The following is a 16,521-nucleotide window of genomic DNA, read 5'->3' on the forward strand; positions in this document are numbered from 1 at the left end:
TTCGATGTTTGTTAACTGAAAAACGAATATCTAATATCGAAAATTATTCAAATAAATCTCCCAAAACGGCCAAATAAACACCGTACCAATTTGAGCCAAGATTCTTATAACGATGGTAATTTCCCTGGTAAAAATTTCTAAATATTGGTATTACCCGTTTCAATCGGTTCTTTGCCAAATTGCTTCGTAATTGATAATGTTGTGAAATTCTTTGTAAGGGTTTTAGATTCCCCTTCAATTCTGGATAGTTTATGTGAATATGATTGAGCAAATTATAATAAAGATTACCTTTCTCAATGAATGGACGAAGTTTTTTATCTCTTGGTCTTGAAAATCGAGAATAAAGGTGAATTATTTCCCTTTCTTTTTCTACAACACCAACTTGTTGCAGTTCGTGTTGCCTGTATAAAACTAAGGGTTCAGCCACAAATCCAATTTTATTATTGATAGAAGCCAAAATACCTATCCATCCATCATGAATGAAATCGGGATGAATATTGGTTGGGAAAGGCATTGATTTTTGCGCAAATCGTTTTCGCATCGCAATCGTACAACCGGTTACCCGATTGCCAGTCAACAATAAATCTAAGGCATTCCCTTTCTTCCATTCATCAATTTCATTTTCCCAGAAGCGTACTTTTTCCCACATCGTCATCTTCAAATCTTGTAATGATTCATCCACCAGTACGGCATTTGTAAAAACTACATCTTGCGAAATGTTTTCTACCAAATAATTAACCAAAATTTCAATTTTGTGAGATAGCCAATAATCGTCTTGGTCGCAGAGAAAGATTACATCCTTTGAACAAAGGCTGATGGCATATTCAAAGTTTTTTATGATACCAAGAGCAGGGATATTCTGGTATAATTTGATTGGAAGAAATTTCGAAAATTGGTGAATTATTTCGAGTGTTGTATCCGAAGAGTTATCATCACAAATGATTATTTCATTCGGTTGAAGTGTTTGATATTGGATACTTTTAAGTTGTTCACCTAAAAATTTACTACCATTATGAGTACAAAGTGCAATTGAAACTGTTGGGACTTGTTTCATTTTATTTTAATAATATAGGGGTTAATATAAATTATTCTCTGTATGAAGAATATCTTTGTTTGGCGGTAATTTTAAATAGATTCTACTGATTATATTAATTTTTTAAGGTAATAAATCCATTAATGTCTCCCATTTAAGATACATTTTGGGTGCATCAAAATCTAATGCTCTTTGTTGTAATATTTCTTTATTTACCTCAATTCTTCCTTCCATCAAATCTATCATTGCCTCAACCAAATCTTCAACGTTCCAACTTTCAACCACTTTTCCCATGCCTTCTCGCATTATATCAGTAACCCCACCCGAATTAAAAGTAATAATGGGTTTTCCTAAATAAGCCGCTTCTATGTTTACCATCCCAAAAGTTTCTTCATGTGAAGGTAATAAAAAAGCATCTGCCAAATCAAAATAATCGTAATATTCTGTAGCTAATGCACCCGTCAAAATAATATTATCACACTGATAATATGCTAATTCTTTTCTGAAATAGTATTCAGAAGCATTTGTCGTACCCCCTCCCATCCAAATAAAGTAGCAAATTTTATTTTTTTGTTTCATCAATCGAATAATTTTCGGAATATAATCGATTCCCTTTCGATAAATCAAACTTCCCGACATGGCCCATACATACGCATTAGGTGGAATATTTAACTGAGTTTTCAGCGCATTTTTATTGTTTTTGGCAGGTTGAATACTTTTCAAATCTATGGAAGGATAGAGAGTTTGAATATTATTAGCACCCATAATTTCAAGAGATTGCCGCCCAATTTCTGATAAACAAATGGTCATATCCGCTTTTAACATCGCTTGAATATCCGTTGCTAAAACAGATTCATACAGCAAATAAGGCATTTCTGAGATATGCGAAATGATTTTTACACCTAATTTTTGTGCAAGTTTCGCAAAGTGTGCTGAATGATTGGTGTTGAGATACCAATAGTCGGGTTTTAATTGCTGATGAATCTTAATGATATTTTTTTCATAAACTGAGTAACCAAATTTAGTCAATAATTTGAGAAAAAAAAGTTGATGACCAGAAGTATTGAAAGGAGAAGTGTAATAGGGAATATTGGCGGGTAATTCATCTTTGAGACTGCCGATTTTATCACTGTAAATGGCAACTTCAAATTTATCAAAGTTTAGATTTTTAAAGATATTCCACAGCAACATTTCGGAGCCTGTTCTACCACCATAAGGGGTGAAAAATAAAATTTTCTTCATAAAAACGCTTTGATTTGCGGTGGAATGTAAGGTCGGAATTGAGTTCCGCATTGCCGACCTTGAAAACTGAAATTAGCAACTAATTCTTCAACAATTCCTCAATTGCCAATGCTACTTTTTCAAAATTAAATCTTCCTAAAACTTCTTGCATCATGTTGGTAATCTGATGATTACATAAATTTCCGATGCTTCCTTCGTGGGTATGATTTAAGTTTCTATTGGCCGAATACGTTCCGCCATTTATCTCATTGCCAATAATTTTGTAGGCTTCACGGAATGGAACGCCTTGCAATACCAACTCGTTTACTCGTTCTACTGAGAATAACATATCATATTTGGTATCATCTAAAATCCCGTCTTTTACTTCGATGTTTGAAAGCATGAAATAGGTCATGTCTAAGCAATTCAGAATTTCATCAAAGGCTGGCATTAACACTTCCTTCAAAATCTGCATTTCACGGTGATAACCCGACGGAAGATTTCCCATAACTAACTGAATTTCATTGGGTAAGCCTTTCATTCGGTTGGTTTTTCCTCGTAATAATTCCGCCACATCGGGGTTCTTTTTGTGGGGCATTATGGAACTTCCCGTGGTCATTTCATCGGGCAATTTGATGAAACCAAAGTTTTGAGAATTGTACAAACAAATGTCCATCGCCAAACGTGAAAGCGTTGAAGCAACCTGTGCAATGGCAGTAGTGGCAAATAATTCCGTTTTTCCACGAGACATTTGTGCATAAACAACATTGTAGTGAAGTTCTTGAAAACCAAGCAGTTCCGTGGTCATCGTGCGGTTCAAAGGAAACGAAGATCCATAACCTGCACCCGAACCCAATGGGTTTTTATTAGCAATTCGATAAGCCGTTTGGAGCATTTCGGTATCATCAACCAAAGCCTCGGCATACGCTCCGAACCACAAACCAAAGCTTGAAGGCATGGCAATTTGAAGGTGCGTATAACCAGGAAGAAGTACGTCTTTGAATTTATCACTCAAAGAAATTAATAACTCAAATAAGCGATTGGTCGCTTCGGTAACTTCTTGCAAACGTGAACGAGTGAAGAGTTTTAAGTCCACCAAAACTTGGTCATTCCGTGAACGTCCCGAGTGGATTTTCTTGCCTGCTTCGCCCAATTTGCGAGTCAAAATGAGCTCTACTTGCGAGTGAACGTCTTCAATTCCTTCTTCAATCTCAAAATTTCCCGCTTGGATTTCTTGGTAAATATTCTTTAATTCTTGCTGAATTTCAGCCAATTCCGATTCTTCCAAAAGTCCAATACTCGCCAACATACGAGTATGTGCCAATGACCCCAATACATCGAAAGGGGCGAGGAGTACATCAAATTCGGGGTCACGCCCAACGGTGAATTTTTCAATTTTTTCGTTTACCGAAACGTTATCTTTTTGCCAGAGTTTGCTCAATTTTTTCTTGTTTTAATTTGACTAATAATCTACAAAATTACCTTTCCCAACATCTTAATATACAAATCAATACCTTCCTCAATTTCATTCAAATAAATGAATTCATCGGCCGTATGGGAGCGTTCAGAATGTCCAGGGCCCATTTTTAACGATTGACAATCCAATACTGCTTGGTCGGAAGTGGTGGGTGAACCATACGTTTTTCTACCCATTTCAATTCCTGCTTTTACAATTGGATGCTCCATCGGAATTGACGATGGCTTCAAACGAATAGAACGTGCATCTACTTCGGAATCAATATTTTGACGAATGGTTTCTAATGTTTCTTCGAGCGTATATTGTTCCGTCACCCGGCAGTCAATGGTAAAATTACAAGTGTCAGGCACAACGTTGTGTTGTTTTCCTGCATTGATAATTGTCACCGACATTTTCATTTTCCCCAATATCGATGAGACCTTTGGGAACTCATAGTTCTGAATCCAATTAATGTCTTTAATAGCTTTGTAAATGGCATTTTTACCTTCTTCACGAGCAGCGTGACCAGCTATTCCATGAGCGGTACAATCAACCACCATCAAACCTTTTTCGGCAATTGCTAAGTGCATTTCAGTGGGTTCTCCGACGATGGCGAAGGAAATTTCGGGCAAATCATTTTCTTTCAACAATAATTCTAAACCGTTCTTTCCAGAAATTTCTTCCTCTGCCGAAGCCACAAATAAGACATTGAATTTCAAATCGCTACGATTATAAAAGTAATAAAAAGTAGCCAATAAACTTACCAAGCAGCCGCCCGCATCGTTGCTGCCTAAACCGAACAATTTTCCATCTTTTACCAATGGCTCGAAAGGGTTTAATGTCCAAGAAGGATTTGGCTTTACAGTGTCGTGGTGAGAGTTTAACAAAACTGTTGGAAGTTCGGGATTGAAGTGTTTATTTCTTGCCCAAAGGTTATTGATTTTTCTGCGGAAAGGCATATTTCTTTCTCTGAAAAATTCTTCGAGAATATCGCCTGTTAAAATTTCTTCACGACTAAATGATTGAGTGGCAATGAGTTGCTTTAAAAGAACGATTGCGTCTTGCGTGATTTGTTGTTGTAAGGTCATTGTTTAAATTATGAATTATGAACGGTTCGCCGTAGCGATTATGAATTATAAATTAGAAGTTCCTGACATAATTCATAGCTTATAATTCATCGCTAATTTTTCTATATCTTCTTTTTTTACCAAAGTCTCAATCCATTCTGCTGGAATTTGCTCAAAACCGTAAAAAAATCCTGCTAAACCGCCTGTCACAGACCCAATGGTATCGGCATCATCACCTAAATTTACGGCTTTTAAAACAGCATCTTTAAAATTATCGGTTGTCAAAAAAGCCCATAAACTGGCTTCCAACGTATGCAATATGTAGCCCGATGAATAAATGTCTTGCTCAGGAATACAGGAAATATCATCGAACAAAATTCGGTTATAAAGTTCTATTTCCGTGTTTTTTATATTAATTAAATGTAAATAATCTCGAACGATATTTTGAGCTTCGTAATAAGCATCACATTTATCTTTTTCTTTCAATAAATTTATGACAAATTCTACGGCAAAAAAGCACCCAATAATTGAGCGAATATGCGCATGGGTAATAGAAGAAACTTCTTTGACAATCCTAAAACGTTCGTCAATGGGTTTATTTTGAAGATAAATAGCTAAGGGCAAAATTCTCATCAATGAGCCATTTCCATTGGAATAATCATCGCATTCGCCTGATTCTAAGGCAGATACGCCTTTTGCGAGTTTGTCCATCGCATTGCGAGTGGCAACCCCCATATCAAAAATTTCGCCGTGCGGAGTCCATTGATTATACTGATACCAATGACAAAAACGATTGGCTAATTTCTGAACATCGTAACCTTCAATTAATTGTTCAACCAAAAGCATGGACATCGCTGTATCGTCTGACCACGTACCTGCGGGCTGGTGATGCGTACCATACGCACGCATACCGATAACAGGATTTGCCTGCAAGTGTTTGCGACTCATAAACTCAACTGGAACGCCCAATGCGTCGCCGATTGCTATGCCAAAAAGGAGTCCTTTGGTGTGCATTTGTGGGGTTAGTTATTTTTAGGTAATATTTCTACAAAAATAAATAAAATGCTTAGATTTGTGGAATTAAACAACACGATTATGACAACAGAAAGAGCATATTTTGAAATTTATAAATCTTTGCCCGTTTCAGTAAAGAGTAAAGTTTTTTCTATGATTATCAAGGACGAAAGTCCTTTGTTATCTGAAATAGAAAATAGCCTAATCGAAGTCCAGCAAATGAAAAAAGGATTAAAACCTAAAAGAAATGTTAAAGATTTAATCGCAAGTCTTCGTAATGAATAATGTAATCTATTCAGATACTTATGAATCAAAATTAAAGCGTTTTGCTAAGAAATTCCCTTCAATTTTAGATGAAATAGAAGAATTAGCGGAATAGTTAGAAGAAGATGCCCATTTAGGCACTTCTCTTGGTTCTGGATTTTATAAAATTCGTTTATCCGTTGAAAGTAAAGGCATTGGTAAAAGTGGAGGATTTAAGGTTATTACCTACATTATTTATCAAGAACCTGAATCAAGTGATGTTTATCTTCTTACTATATACGATAAATCTGAAGATAGTTCTTTCAAAAAAGAGTCGTTAGTAAAACTTGTCAAAAAGATAATTACATAATCTTCGTCCCAGCAGTCCCATCATTCACCGCCAATCTCACCTCTGCCGCATGGCAAATTGTTACTTGCGAAACCCCTTCTCCAATCGCTTTAAAAGCATTATCCAATTTCGGAATCATCCCTGTATGAATTGCTCCGTCGGCTTTTAATTGCTCGTAATATGGTTTTTGTAATTTTGGGATTACTGAATTATCATCATCTACATCGGTCAAAACACCCTTTTTCTCAAAACAATATACTAAATTTACTTCATAATTTTTGGACATTGCAATTGCCAAAGCCTGAGCAATGGTATCGGCATTGGTATTGAGCATATTGCCGTCTTTGTCGTAAGTCAAAGGAGCAAAAATGGGCACTAAGTTTTGCTTTAAAAGGCTATCAATGAATACGTTATCGACTTTTTCAATATCGCCCACAAAACCGTAATCTATCTCTTTTACGGGACGTTTTTTAGAAAGAATTACGCCTGCATCTGCACCGGTAAGTCCGATGGTATTTATGTTTCTACTCTGTAATTGTGCGACTAAAGTTTTATTTACTAAACCGCCATAAACCATCGTAACCACGTCCAACATGGCTTTGTCGGTAATTCTTCTGCCTTCAACCATGACGGTTTCAACGTCTAATTTTACGGCAACTTGGGTAGCAATTTTTCCTCCACCGTGAACCAAAATCTTTGGTGAGGGTATTTGGGCAAAATCATTTAGGAAGTTTTCCCTTAAAGTAGGATTATCAACAACGTTCCCGCCAATTTTTATAATGTTTAATTTCATTTCCTTGATTTGGGATTGTGGATTTTAGATTGCGGATTTATACCAAGCTTTCGGATATTGAATTTAATCCGCAATCCGAAATCAAAAATCACAAATTAGAAAAGGTAGGGACTTTCTTCTCTAATTATTTTCATTAAAATCTGTTTCAAAACGACTTGTGCGGACCAGATTCTATTCCCCGCTTGTTGCACCACCACCGAATTGGGCGAATCCAATACGGCATCGTCCACCACGATATTTCTACGAACTGGCAAACAGTGCATAAATTTAGCGTTATCAGTCAAAGCCATTTTTTCAGCCGTCACTTTCCATGAAGGGTCTTGGCTCAAAATTTTGCCATAATCAGTATATGACGACCAGTTTTTGGCATAAATAAAATCAGCATCTTTAAATGCTTCGGCCTGATTGTGCGTTACTTTAGCTTTTCCCACAAATTCTGGGGCGAGTTCGTAGCCTTCGGGATGCGTAATGACAAAATCTACATCAGCGGCATTCATCCACTCAGCAAAAGAGTTTGGGACTGCCTGTGGTAATGCTTTTACGTGCGGAGCCCATGTGAGAACAACCTTCGGTCGGGGTTTTGTTTTGAGTTCTTCAATGGTTACTAAATCTGCTAAAGACTGTAAAGGATGGCGTGTAGCTGATTCCAAACTCACGATTGGGCGACCAGTATATTTAACAAATTGATTTAATACTTTTTCGGAATAATCTTCTTCACGGTTTTCCAAAGTTGGAAAACTACGAATGCCCACAATATCGCAATATTGCCCAATCACGGGTGCTGCTTCCCTGATGTGTTCGGCTTTTGTTCCGTCCATGATGGCACCGTCTTCAAATTCCAATCCCCAACCATCTTGCCCCACGTTCATTACGATAAGTTCTAAGCCCAAATTCTGAGCTGCCCTTTGTGTACTCAAACGTGTTCGGAGACTCGAATTAAAAAACAAAAGTCCCATTGTGCGGTTTCTGCCCAAATGCTTATCAGCATACGGGGTCTTTTTAAATAACAAGGCTTCTTTTACCAAAGCCTGAACATCAATGGCATCTTTTACAGATAGAAAGTGTTGCATGGATTTCTAATTTCAAAATTGAATATGCAAAGTTAATCCAAATGTTAAAATATTGCCATATTTTGTTAAAACTGTTAAGAAATGTTAAAACTGAATGGGCTTACTAATAAAACGATAGTTCATTTCGTATAGTAAGGGTAACACAAATTTTTACTAAACTTTTACACATCGTGCAAAATTTACGTAAACTCTCTATTTTAACTATCACAGCGCTCTGTGCAAATTACGGTTCTACATTCGCTCAAGATGAGCAAAAGGCTTTCAAGGAAGGAGATAAGATTTTTACATTTGGAATGGGATTTGGCTCTGAATCTCCTTTATCATCCATAACGAGGCATTCTCCAATAAATTTTTCCAAAGGCAATGAACCTATTGGATTCACTCCCTCGGTTTCATTTGATTATGGTTTGAAAGCGACAAGAGGAATAATTTTTAGCATTGGTGGATTTTTAAGTTACTCGCAACGGACTGCACCCGTTGATGACGGATATGGATTCAATGCCTATAATAGTTATCCACCTATAATTTCAAGTGACAGTATTTTTAGTATTACAAACCTAAAAGGGCTTAAGAGTCATACACTTACTGCTGGAGTTCGGTTAGGGATACATTACTCAACTCGTAAATGGGATTTGTACGGTGGGCAATGCTTGGTTTTCAGAAGGTTATTACAGAGTCAAATGCAGGTGAGCAGACCTATTACAAAGGAAATCCTGCAATAAATGGCTCTTTTCCCGTTGGCACTACAAAATTTACTTATTTAGATTATAACGTTGAACAATTTATTATTAATCCATACGTCGGTGTAAGATATTTCATAAGCCCAAAAATTGGACTAAATATTGAGGCAGAGCAACATAAAGGTAGAATTGGTCTTTCCTTCAAATTCTAACAAAAAATTTGGCGAGCCTCATTGAGGTTCGCCAAAAAATATCACTAACACACCAAAATATAATCATTTACTCATCGAGCAAATAATGTATTTCTTAATTAGTAAACGATAAAAAGAGAAAGAAGTCACAGCGTATGTTAAAAAAATAATTAAATCGAAATCGAAACTTAGTTTTAGAGAAGTAAATCACAATTATAAAGCTAAAAAATAGGTTTTTTTCTTTGATGTTTCCGCCCCCAAATTTTGCTTAAATCTCGCCAATCCTTCATTCATAACGCCTTTTTCGGTGACTATTCCAAGGTCTAAAATTTTAAATTTTTCCAACTTGCCGTATTCGTAAATACCTGATAATAAGAAGGTTGTTGGGCTATTTTTGAGGTGATTTTCCTCATCGGCAAGGTAAAAAGTATAAATAATGTCGTCATTAATCTTAATGGTTACCCCGACGGCAACCATTGTATTTGAATGAGTTACAGAAAATAATTGAAAATTTTTCGGAAATTTTTTAAAATGCTCCGTTAATTGTTCACAATTCATCGTCATTGGGCGATTTTTACGCACCCTTGAGCGAGCAATAAACGCATGAACAACCGCAATATTTGGATTTAATTCTTGGTTAAACACGTATCCTTTTTTAATATACGTTCTGAGTAATTGCTTTGAAGTAGCACCAATTACAGTTTCATAAAAGGACTTATTGGAAATTGGAATTTCAAAATTCTGGTCGGTAAATTTTACTTGGAAATGTAGGTTGGAAAGACAACTTTGAAGAATATCAATTTGATATTCAGTAAGATAACTTTCTGGATATGAATTAATGACCAGACTTTTTACGCTTAAAGATTGTAGAAATTGGATAGATTTATTCAAAAAATCAAATAAATCTTTTACTGAAATCTCTTCCTGAAATTCAATTCCTCCAAATGTTGCTCTTAATGGACTGTACGCAATTTTATCTTGAATAATTGCGCTAAACCTTGCTTCAATTGTGTGATTATCAATATTTTGCCAATAAAAAGTGTAGCATTCATTTTCTCCTCTTTGATGTTGAAGATGCTCGATTTCATTGAAAAAATATCGCTGAAAATTGAATATTTCAGTAGGAATATTATTGAAATTATGAGAGATAATTAGTTGATACGACATAATTATAAAGCAAAAAATGGATTTCAAAATTAGCTTTGAAATCCATTTTTTTGTCTTTGCTAAATTTTTATTTTTCAGACGGCAAGATACTATTTTCTTCAACAACGTCGTATTTTTGTAGTGTTAAATCCATCGTTAAATTTATAAAACGGTAAACTAATTGGTGACAGGATTGGTTAATTAAAAAAGAAAACAGACTTGGAAACACAGCAACCTCCTCAAAATAAGATTATTGCATGGCTCAAACGGCTCGGATGGGCGGGTTTTTTCTTTTTTCTGATAAAAGGCGTAACACTTTATATTGCTCTTCCGTATTTAATAGCCAAGGGAGTTATTAGTTGTGAAAAATAGCATAAAAAAGGACGGCGTCGCTCAAAGCAACGCCGTCCTTAAAACAATTCATTTAACTAATCCACAACCTCAGTACTTGTTGTGGGTGGTGTTGTTCCCATAAAATCAGCTAAAAATTTCTCAATTCCTGGAAATTGTTCTTTCAAAGCGGCTGCTCCTTCCGTTTTTAATTTCTCGAAATATTCGGGTGCTTTATCGATTGCTCCTTCGGCTTCAGTTTTTAAATTAGAAGCTTTTTCTTTCAAATCGTTTAAGGTTTTTTCTCCTTCTTTAGTTTGGAGATATTTGTTCAAAGCAACGCCAGCGGCGGCTCCAAGAATGAATGTTGCGAGATGTTTTGCGTTTACTGACATGGTTTATTTGTTTAAAAATTAACTCCTGATTTTTCTAAATATTGTGAAATATTAAACTTAATTCCATTGATAATTTCAATGTCTTTCGACCAATCCACTAATAACCAGTCTTTGCCTTGTTCTGCAATAATTACTTTCTTAGAAGCACTCAAAACCCAGATTACTTTCTCTACTCCCCAAGATAATAAACGGTCAGTTTTTTTCCCCAAGATAATAAACGGTCAGTTTTTTTGTAAATGTAGGTTTGTTCTGAAAAATCAGTCGTATCAATGCTCACATCTATTTCTATATCAATTTTTGGAGGAACGTCTAAATAATGCGTATCAATTTTAGTGTTATATAACGTTGCACGGTCATAAATAACAATATCTCATGATAAATTATTGTTTATATCAAGATGAAGTCCAGCTTCACCTGCAAATACATGGTACATATCATCACTTAATTGACGAACTAATAACTTATAAATGTATGACACAATAAGTACTTGTAATCCACTTGCACCCATAATACTTTCTAATGTTTTTTCTTTGCGTAAAACTGCTTTATACCCTTTATAATAGATAGGAATTCTGTCCAAAATCTCTTTAATGAGATATTCAGGAACTTTACGAGCCAATTTTCTTTGCTTTACAGTAGTCATTTGGTTTCAAGTTTAATTATCTTGTAAACTTACAGATTTTCCAGTAATTTTTTCAATAATTTTCACGGCATGAATTCTTGAATTTTCGATGAATAATGAGTGCGTATTCATGCCTCCACAAATCACTCCCGCTACATACACGTTGGGTAAATTTGTCTCGTGTGTATCATCATTATACATCGGTTTCATGATTTCGTCGGCCGATAATGTAATGCCAATTTTACGAAGAAAATCCAAATTTGGTTGATAGCCCGTCATAGCGATTACATTATCATTTTCAATTGTAACAATGCCTTCTTGTGTTTTTATATCTACCTCATTCTCACGTATTTCTGCAACTTCTGAATTGAAATACGCCTTAATCGAACCTTCTTTAATGCGGTTTTCAATATCTGGCTTTACCCAATATTTTACTCGTTCTCCAATTGCTTTATCACGGATAATCATGGTGACATCCGCCCCTTTTCGCCACGTTTCAAGGGCCGCATCTACCGCTGAATTACTTGCCCCAACCACCGCTACTTTTTGCAAAGCATAGAAGTGGGGTTCATCGTAATAATGGGTTACTTTTGGTAGATTTTCGCCTTCCACATTCATCAAATAAGGAATGTCATAAAAACCCGTGGCAATGACGATGCTCTTGGTTTGGTAGGTGCGTTTTTTCGTTACAATCTCATAAAAATCATCAGGATTCTTGTCAATTGTTTCTACTTCTTCAAACAATTTAACATTCAATTTTCGATTAAATGCCACCCTGCGGTAATATTCTAAAGCTTCCGAACGAGTGGGCTTTGCACTATTTGAAACGAAGGGAACATCATCCAATTCCAAGCGGTCGGAGGTACTAAAAAAAGTCATGTTGGCAGGATAATTATAGATTGAATTAACTAAACAGCCCTTCTCTAAGACTGCATAATTGAGTCCCGCTTTTTGGGCTTCGAGTCCACAAGCCAAGCCAATTGGCCCACCACCAATGATAATTAAGTCGTAATATTTTCGATTTTCGATGTCTGTCATTTCGATGTTCGGAGTAAGTTGTTTAAATTTATAACAAAGTAAAAAGCCTATCAGTTTCAACAACTAATAGGCTTTTTACTTTGTTTTTCTAAGCGTCCATTGTCGCTGTTTGGATTCCAACCAATCATCGAAAAACGAATCACGAACATCGAAAATTACTCACTTTTTACCGAACTGGCTCCCGACACATCCGATTTTACCGAAGGCTGTCCACGATAACGCAAAGATGATGCTCCGCTTGCTTCTACACTCAACGTTTTCGAAGCATTTACTTTTACAGAACTTGCTCCTGATATATCAGCATCCACATCTTTGGCTGCGAAATTATAGCAATTTACATTACTTGCTCCCGACACATCGAAATTCATTTTAGTGGCATTTCCATTCATTTTGATGGATGAAGCTCCCGAACAATTTAATTTTACTTTATCCGCTTTTACGTTAACTTCTGAATTAGCCGCTCCCGAAAATTTCAAGGTTAATTCTTCTAAATCGTTAAAACCTGAAATTTTTGATTTTGTTGCTCCCGAAAAATCGACCAATTTTAAAGTTGGCATTACAATGGTGAAATAAACTTTTTTACGATTATTATTCCATTTCCAGCCTTTGCCATCACGATATTTGGCAATTAAAGTTCCGTTGCTAATACTTACCGTTAAATCTTCTAAATCTTCCGAGCGTTCTGCATCAACTGAAACTTTGTAAGTTGAGCCTTGCGTAACATCAATCTGAAAAGCACTTGACATATCTAATTTGTCAAAGCCTTTTAATGGATAATCTTTTTTGTTTTGAGCCATTAATAAATTCGTAGCCAACATTAAAGCGGTCATTACGAATAGGTTATGGATGAGGGTCTTGGTTTTCATGTTATTTTTGTTTGTTTAGTTATCAGATGCAAGTTTATGGAGAAACGTTGCACGTCGTTTAGAAAATTAATTTATCGGTAAACACAAAAGGGTAAACGGTAAAATATAAAGCCATTTTATACATCCGTTCACCCTTTTGCGTTTAACATTTGCTTATTTTATTCCCTTTCAATTGTTCCACCATCCCGCACCGAACGATTTTCGGAAGGTTCGCCACGGTAACGAATTTGGGCCGTTCCTTTTGTTTTTACATCCATTTTTTGTTTTACATTTATCTCTGCTTCGGCATTATCTTTGGCTTCGACAACTGCATTAACTGCTTGTAAATCATACGTTTGTAGTCTTGAAAATCCTGCAATTTTGGCAGTCAAAGATTTTGTGGTACCGTTGATGGTGAGTTTATTTGAGTCATACAATTCTACCGTAAAATCATCGCCTGAAAAATCATGAATTTCACTTTCGCCATTACCACCTTTCAAAATTATTCCTTTGAGTTTAGGCATCGTAATGTGTATCATCAAGTTATTATTATTGCCATTATTGATTGACAAAGTATTATTTTTTACTTCATATTTCAACGATTGCGAATCATTAGCTCCATCAACTTCTACCTTAAATTCATTGCCCTGCCGAATATCATAATTGCTTGTGCCATTATTAACATCAGATTTGATAAACTCAAAATCTTTAACGTCCAATGTCTGCGAACCATCCGAATTTTCATTTTCTGTTTTCAAGATTCTGTTGGTACAAATCAACTCGCCATCTTTGGTAAACTTCCAACGAGAACCTTTGAATTTATCGCCGTCGGCATCTTCAAAATATTGATTGTCCAAGGCATTATCAATAAAAGAACCAAATCCTCTCGACATGGTAAATTCTTTATTAAAAGGTATATACACTTTCATTCTGATGTGTTGGTCACGAAAACGAGCATTATCGTTAAAATCTAATCGGTCGTCGAACAGTAGCAATGAATCTTTCTGGATGATATTATATTTCACATCCAAGGCGTTTTTCTCGGCATCTTGTTTGTCTCTTCCATCCGCTCTGAAAACCTGTTCAACTTTTATAGTTGTGCCATCGTAGCCAATAAGTTCAACGGAAGGCTCCCAATTTTGGTCGAATCCTGTGTAATTAAGGTCGAATATGGGTATTTTATTTTCGGTATTATAATTCAAAACTTTTTCAATCGAAGCAGTTCTGGCAAAATTTCTTGCATAACGCACTCCTGTGTACATTGTTACGAGTAAACCCACCACAAACACGCCCAAAGCACTTTGCCAAACCGTTGAAGTAAATAAATTTCTACGGATAACTAAAGATAAACCCGCCCAAGCAATCACAAATGCTGGCACAGTGGCGGCCAAAAATCCTCCAATAATCATCAAGGGCGAAGCATCACGGCCAATCAACCCCAACGGAACATTATTGCCAAAATACACATGACCCGCTTCCAAAGCTGTTACGCCAACGAACAAAGAAAAAATTAAGGCGATGATAGAAATTACTCCAATAAAAACCATCATACCACCCACAAAAATCTTTCCTGCCGAAACTAAAAATTCAGCGAAAGGGCCCAATGCCTTGAAAATCTGTGAGATAACCCTAAATGGTAATAATAATAATTTTGTAAGCGGGTTCTCGGGATGGTCTTCAACATTGAAGGTTTTTTTGATATTCGATTCGATGTTTTCGAGCGTTATGGGTTCGCCAGACATTTGCATTTTGTCAGTTAAAGTCTTTGCTTCGGGAGCTATCGCCCAGAGAATTACGTAAATAACTAAGCCAGAACCGAATAAAAATATACTCAACACAGATATAAAACGTAACATTCCTAAATCCCAACCCGTGTACGAAGCAATTCCACTCATTACGCCACCCAAAACTTTTCCGTCGGGATTACGATAGAATTTGCGGATTTGTTCGTCTTCTTCCAAAGCTGGATTTGCTGGAAAAGCAATCCAACAGGCGATGTAAAAAATGAAGGTAATACCACTCAAAATACCTGCCGTGATAGGGCCAATTCCTAACAGTAAAAACAGAAATGCCAATCTTACCCAAAGCGGGTCGAAGCCTAAATTATGAGCCAATCCTGCACAAACGCCCCCCAAAAGTTTGCGTCTGGTATCTCGGTATAATTTTCTATTTCCTGCATTATACTTATAATTATATTCTGAATGACTTTTTCCCGTTTGAGATTTTTCATGGTTGATACTCTCGTCAGTCTCACTACTTTTGGACTCGCCAGCATTAGCTTGTTTAGCTTTATTGCTCGTTCCTGCCATTGCCAAATCTTCATCTTCTTCGATAGCGGCAAAGTCTGAAACCGAACCCATTGAAGCAATCAAACCCTCCACATCTTGCAAGGAAATGGCTTGTTTGTCGTCTGATTTTTGTTTATCCCAAAATTTTTCAGCGATGCGAGCTTCAATATCTTCCACAATTTCTTTTGAACCTTCGTAGGAAGAAAAATATTTCTGAATAGCTTTCAGATAAGCATTTAATTTTTCGTAGCCGTCGTCCTCAATATGAAATACGATGCCTGCTATATTGATTGATATGGTCTTTTTCATGTCAGTATTTTACTGGTTATTAGTTATTGGTTGCTGAGTAAGTTGTTATCAGTTTTTCTAATTACTAAATAACCATTAACTATTGCGGATTATGATGATGAAATGAATCTTGAATTATTTGAGCTACCGAACCTTGCAACTCTACCCACGTTTCTTCAAATTGTAACAGGAAAGCCTTACCAGTTTCAGTTAAAACATAATATTTTCGTGGCGGGCCAGATACTGATTCAACCCATTTATAATCCAGCAGACCAGAGTTTTTCAATCTTGTTAATAAAGGATACAACGTGCCTTCCACAACCATAATCTTAGCAGAAGTTAATTCTTCAAGCATATCCGAAGCATACACTTCACCTCTTGAAATAATGTGCAGAATACAGAATTCTAAAATTCCTTTTCGCATCTGCACTTTGGCGTTTTCTAAATCCATA

General features: G+C 36.1%; 17 protein-coding genes. 2 read left to right on the forward strand and 15 right to left on the reverse strand.

Annotated features, from left to right (window positions below):
* Window positions 1–43: 43 nt before the first annotated feature.
* The 5 genes from AC1W31_RS02840 to AC1W31_RS02860 form a co-directional block, all read right to left on the reverse strand.
* Window positions 44–1,054, reverse strand: a complete 1,011-nt coding sequence (locus AC1W31_RS02840; RefSeq protein ID WP_481732888.1) for a glycosyltransferase family 2 protein — start codon at window positions 1,052–1,054, stop codon at window positions 44–46.
* A gap of 102 nt (window positions 1,055–1,156) precedes the next feature.
* Window positions 1,157–2,275: a glycosyltransferase family 4 protein gene (locus tag AC1W31_RS02845; RefSeq protein WP_481732889.1), complete on the reverse strand. Its 1,119-nt coding sequence runs from the start codon at window positions 2,273–2,275 to the stop codon at window positions 1,157–1,159.
* 79 nt (window positions 2,276–2,354) lie between these two features.
* Window positions 2,355–3,695, reverse strand: a complete 1,341-nt coding sequence (argH, locus tag AC1W31_RS02850) for an argininosuccinate lyase (protein ID WP_481732890.1) — start codon at window positions 3,693–3,695, stop codon at window positions 2,355–2,357.
* Between the two features lie 29 nt (window positions 3,696–3,724).
* Window positions 3,725–4,798 (reverse strand): M20 family metallo-hydrolase, encoded by a 1,074-nt coding sequence (locus AC1W31_RS02855; protein ID WP_481732891.1) that lies wholly within the window; start codon window positions 4,796–4,798, stop codon window positions 3,725–3,727.
* A gap of 72 nt (window positions 4,799–4,870) precedes the next feature.
* Complete coding sequence (locus tag AC1W31_RS02860) at window positions 4,871–5,791, reverse strand: ADP-ribosylglycohydrolase family protein (RefSeq protein WP_481732892.1); 921 nt, start codon at window positions 5,789–5,791, stop codon at window positions 4,871–4,873.
* A gap of 81 nt (window positions 5,792–5,872) precedes the next feature.
* Between AC1W31_RS02860 and AC1W31_RS02865 the strand changes: the two genes are divergently transcribed.
* Window positions 5,873–6,076: a hypothetical protein gene (locus tag AC1W31_RS02865; RefSeq protein WP_481732893.1), complete on the forward strand. Its 204-nt coding sequence runs from the start codon at window positions 5,873–5,875 to the stop codon at window positions 6,074–6,076.
* Window positions 6,077–6,396: 320 nt separating this feature from the next.
* On the opposite strand, the gene argB is transcribed toward AC1W31_RS02865, so the two are convergent.
* The gene (argB, locus tag AC1W31_RS02870) at window positions 6,397–7,176 is read right to left on the reverse strand and encodes an acetylglutamate kinase (protein WP_481732894.1); all 780 of its coding nucleotides are present in this window, start codon (window positions 7,174–7,176) and stop codon (window positions 6,397–6,399) included.
* A gap of 95 nt (window positions 7,177–7,271) precedes the next feature.
* The gene (locus tag AC1W31_RS02875) at window positions 7,272–8,246 is read right to left on the reverse strand and encodes an N-acetylornithine carbamoyltransferase (RefSeq protein WP_481732895.1); all 975 of its coding nucleotides are present in this window, start codon (window positions 8,244–8,246) and stop codon (window positions 7,272–7,274) included.
* A 170-nt stretch (window positions 8,247–8,416) separates the two neighbouring features.
* Between AC1W31_RS02875 and AC1W31_RS02880 the strand changes: the two genes are divergently transcribed.
* Window positions 8,417–8,968 carry a hypothetical protein gene (locus tag AC1W31_RS02880; RefSeq protein ID WP_481732896.1) on the forward strand — a complete coding sequence of 184 codons (552 nt, stop codon included), beginning with the start codon at window positions 8,417–8,419 and terminating at the stop codon, window positions 8,966–8,968.
* 362 nt (window positions 8,969–9,330) lie between these two features.
* Here AC1W31_RS02880 and AC1W31_RS02885 read toward each other — a convergent pair whose 3' ends face one another.
* The 8 genes from AC1W31_RS02885 to AC1W31_RS02920 all read right to left on the reverse strand — a co-directional run bounded on the left by AC1W31_RS02885 (window position 9,331) and on the right by AC1W31_RS02920 (window position 16,520).
* Complete coding sequence (locus AC1W31_RS02885) at window positions 9,331–10,284, reverse strand: hypothetical protein (protein WP_481732897.1); 954 nt, start codon at window positions 10,282–10,284, stop codon at window positions 9,331–9,333.
* Window positions 10,285–10,691: 407 nt separating this feature from the next.
* Complete coding sequence (locus tag AC1W31_RS02890) at window positions 10,692–10,988, reverse strand: YtxH domain-containing protein (RefSeq protein ID WP_481732898.1); 297 nt, start codon at window positions 10,986–10,988, stop codon at window positions 10,692–10,694.
* 11 nt (window positions 10,989–10,999) lie between these two features.
* Entirely contained in the window at window positions 11,000–11,197 is a 198-nt protein-coding gene (locus AC1W31_RS02895; protein ID WP_481732899.1) for a hypothetical protein, read from the reverse strand.
* A gap of 161 nt (window positions 11,198–11,358) precedes the next feature.
* Window positions 11,359–11,631, reverse strand: a complete 273-nt coding sequence (locus tag AC1W31_RS02900; protein WP_481732900.1) for a hypothetical protein — start codon at window positions 11,629–11,631, stop codon at window positions 11,359–11,361.
* A 12-nt stretch (window positions 11,632–11,643) separates the two neighbouring features.
* A complete protein-coding gene (locus AC1W31_RS02905) occupies window positions 11,644–12,648 on the reverse strand; it encodes a YpdA family putative bacillithiol disulfide reductase (protein ID WP_481732901.1) in 1,005 nt (334 codons plus the stop codon).
* A gap of 155 nt (window positions 12,649–12,803) precedes the next feature.
* A complete protein-coding gene (locus AC1W31_RS02910; RefSeq protein WP_481732902.1) occupies window positions 12,804–13,514 on the reverse strand; it encodes a head GIN domain-containing protein in 711 nt (236 codons plus the stop codon).
* A 158-nt stretch (window positions 13,515–13,672) separates the two neighbouring features.
* Window positions 13,673–16,090, reverse strand: coding sequence for a PspC domain-containing protein (locus AC1W31_RS02915; protein ID WP_481732903.1), 2,418 nt, complete (start codon window positions 16,088–16,090; stop codon window positions 13,673–13,675).
* Window positions 16,091–16,169: 79 nt separating this feature from the next.
* A complete protein-coding gene (locus AC1W31_RS02920; protein WP_481732904.1) occupies window positions 16,170–16,520 on the reverse strand; it encodes a PadR family transcriptional regulator in 351 nt (116 codons plus the stop codon).
* Window position 16,521: the final 1 nt, after the last annotated feature.

The sequence above is a fragment of the Arcicella sp. genome, from assembly GCF_964672035.1.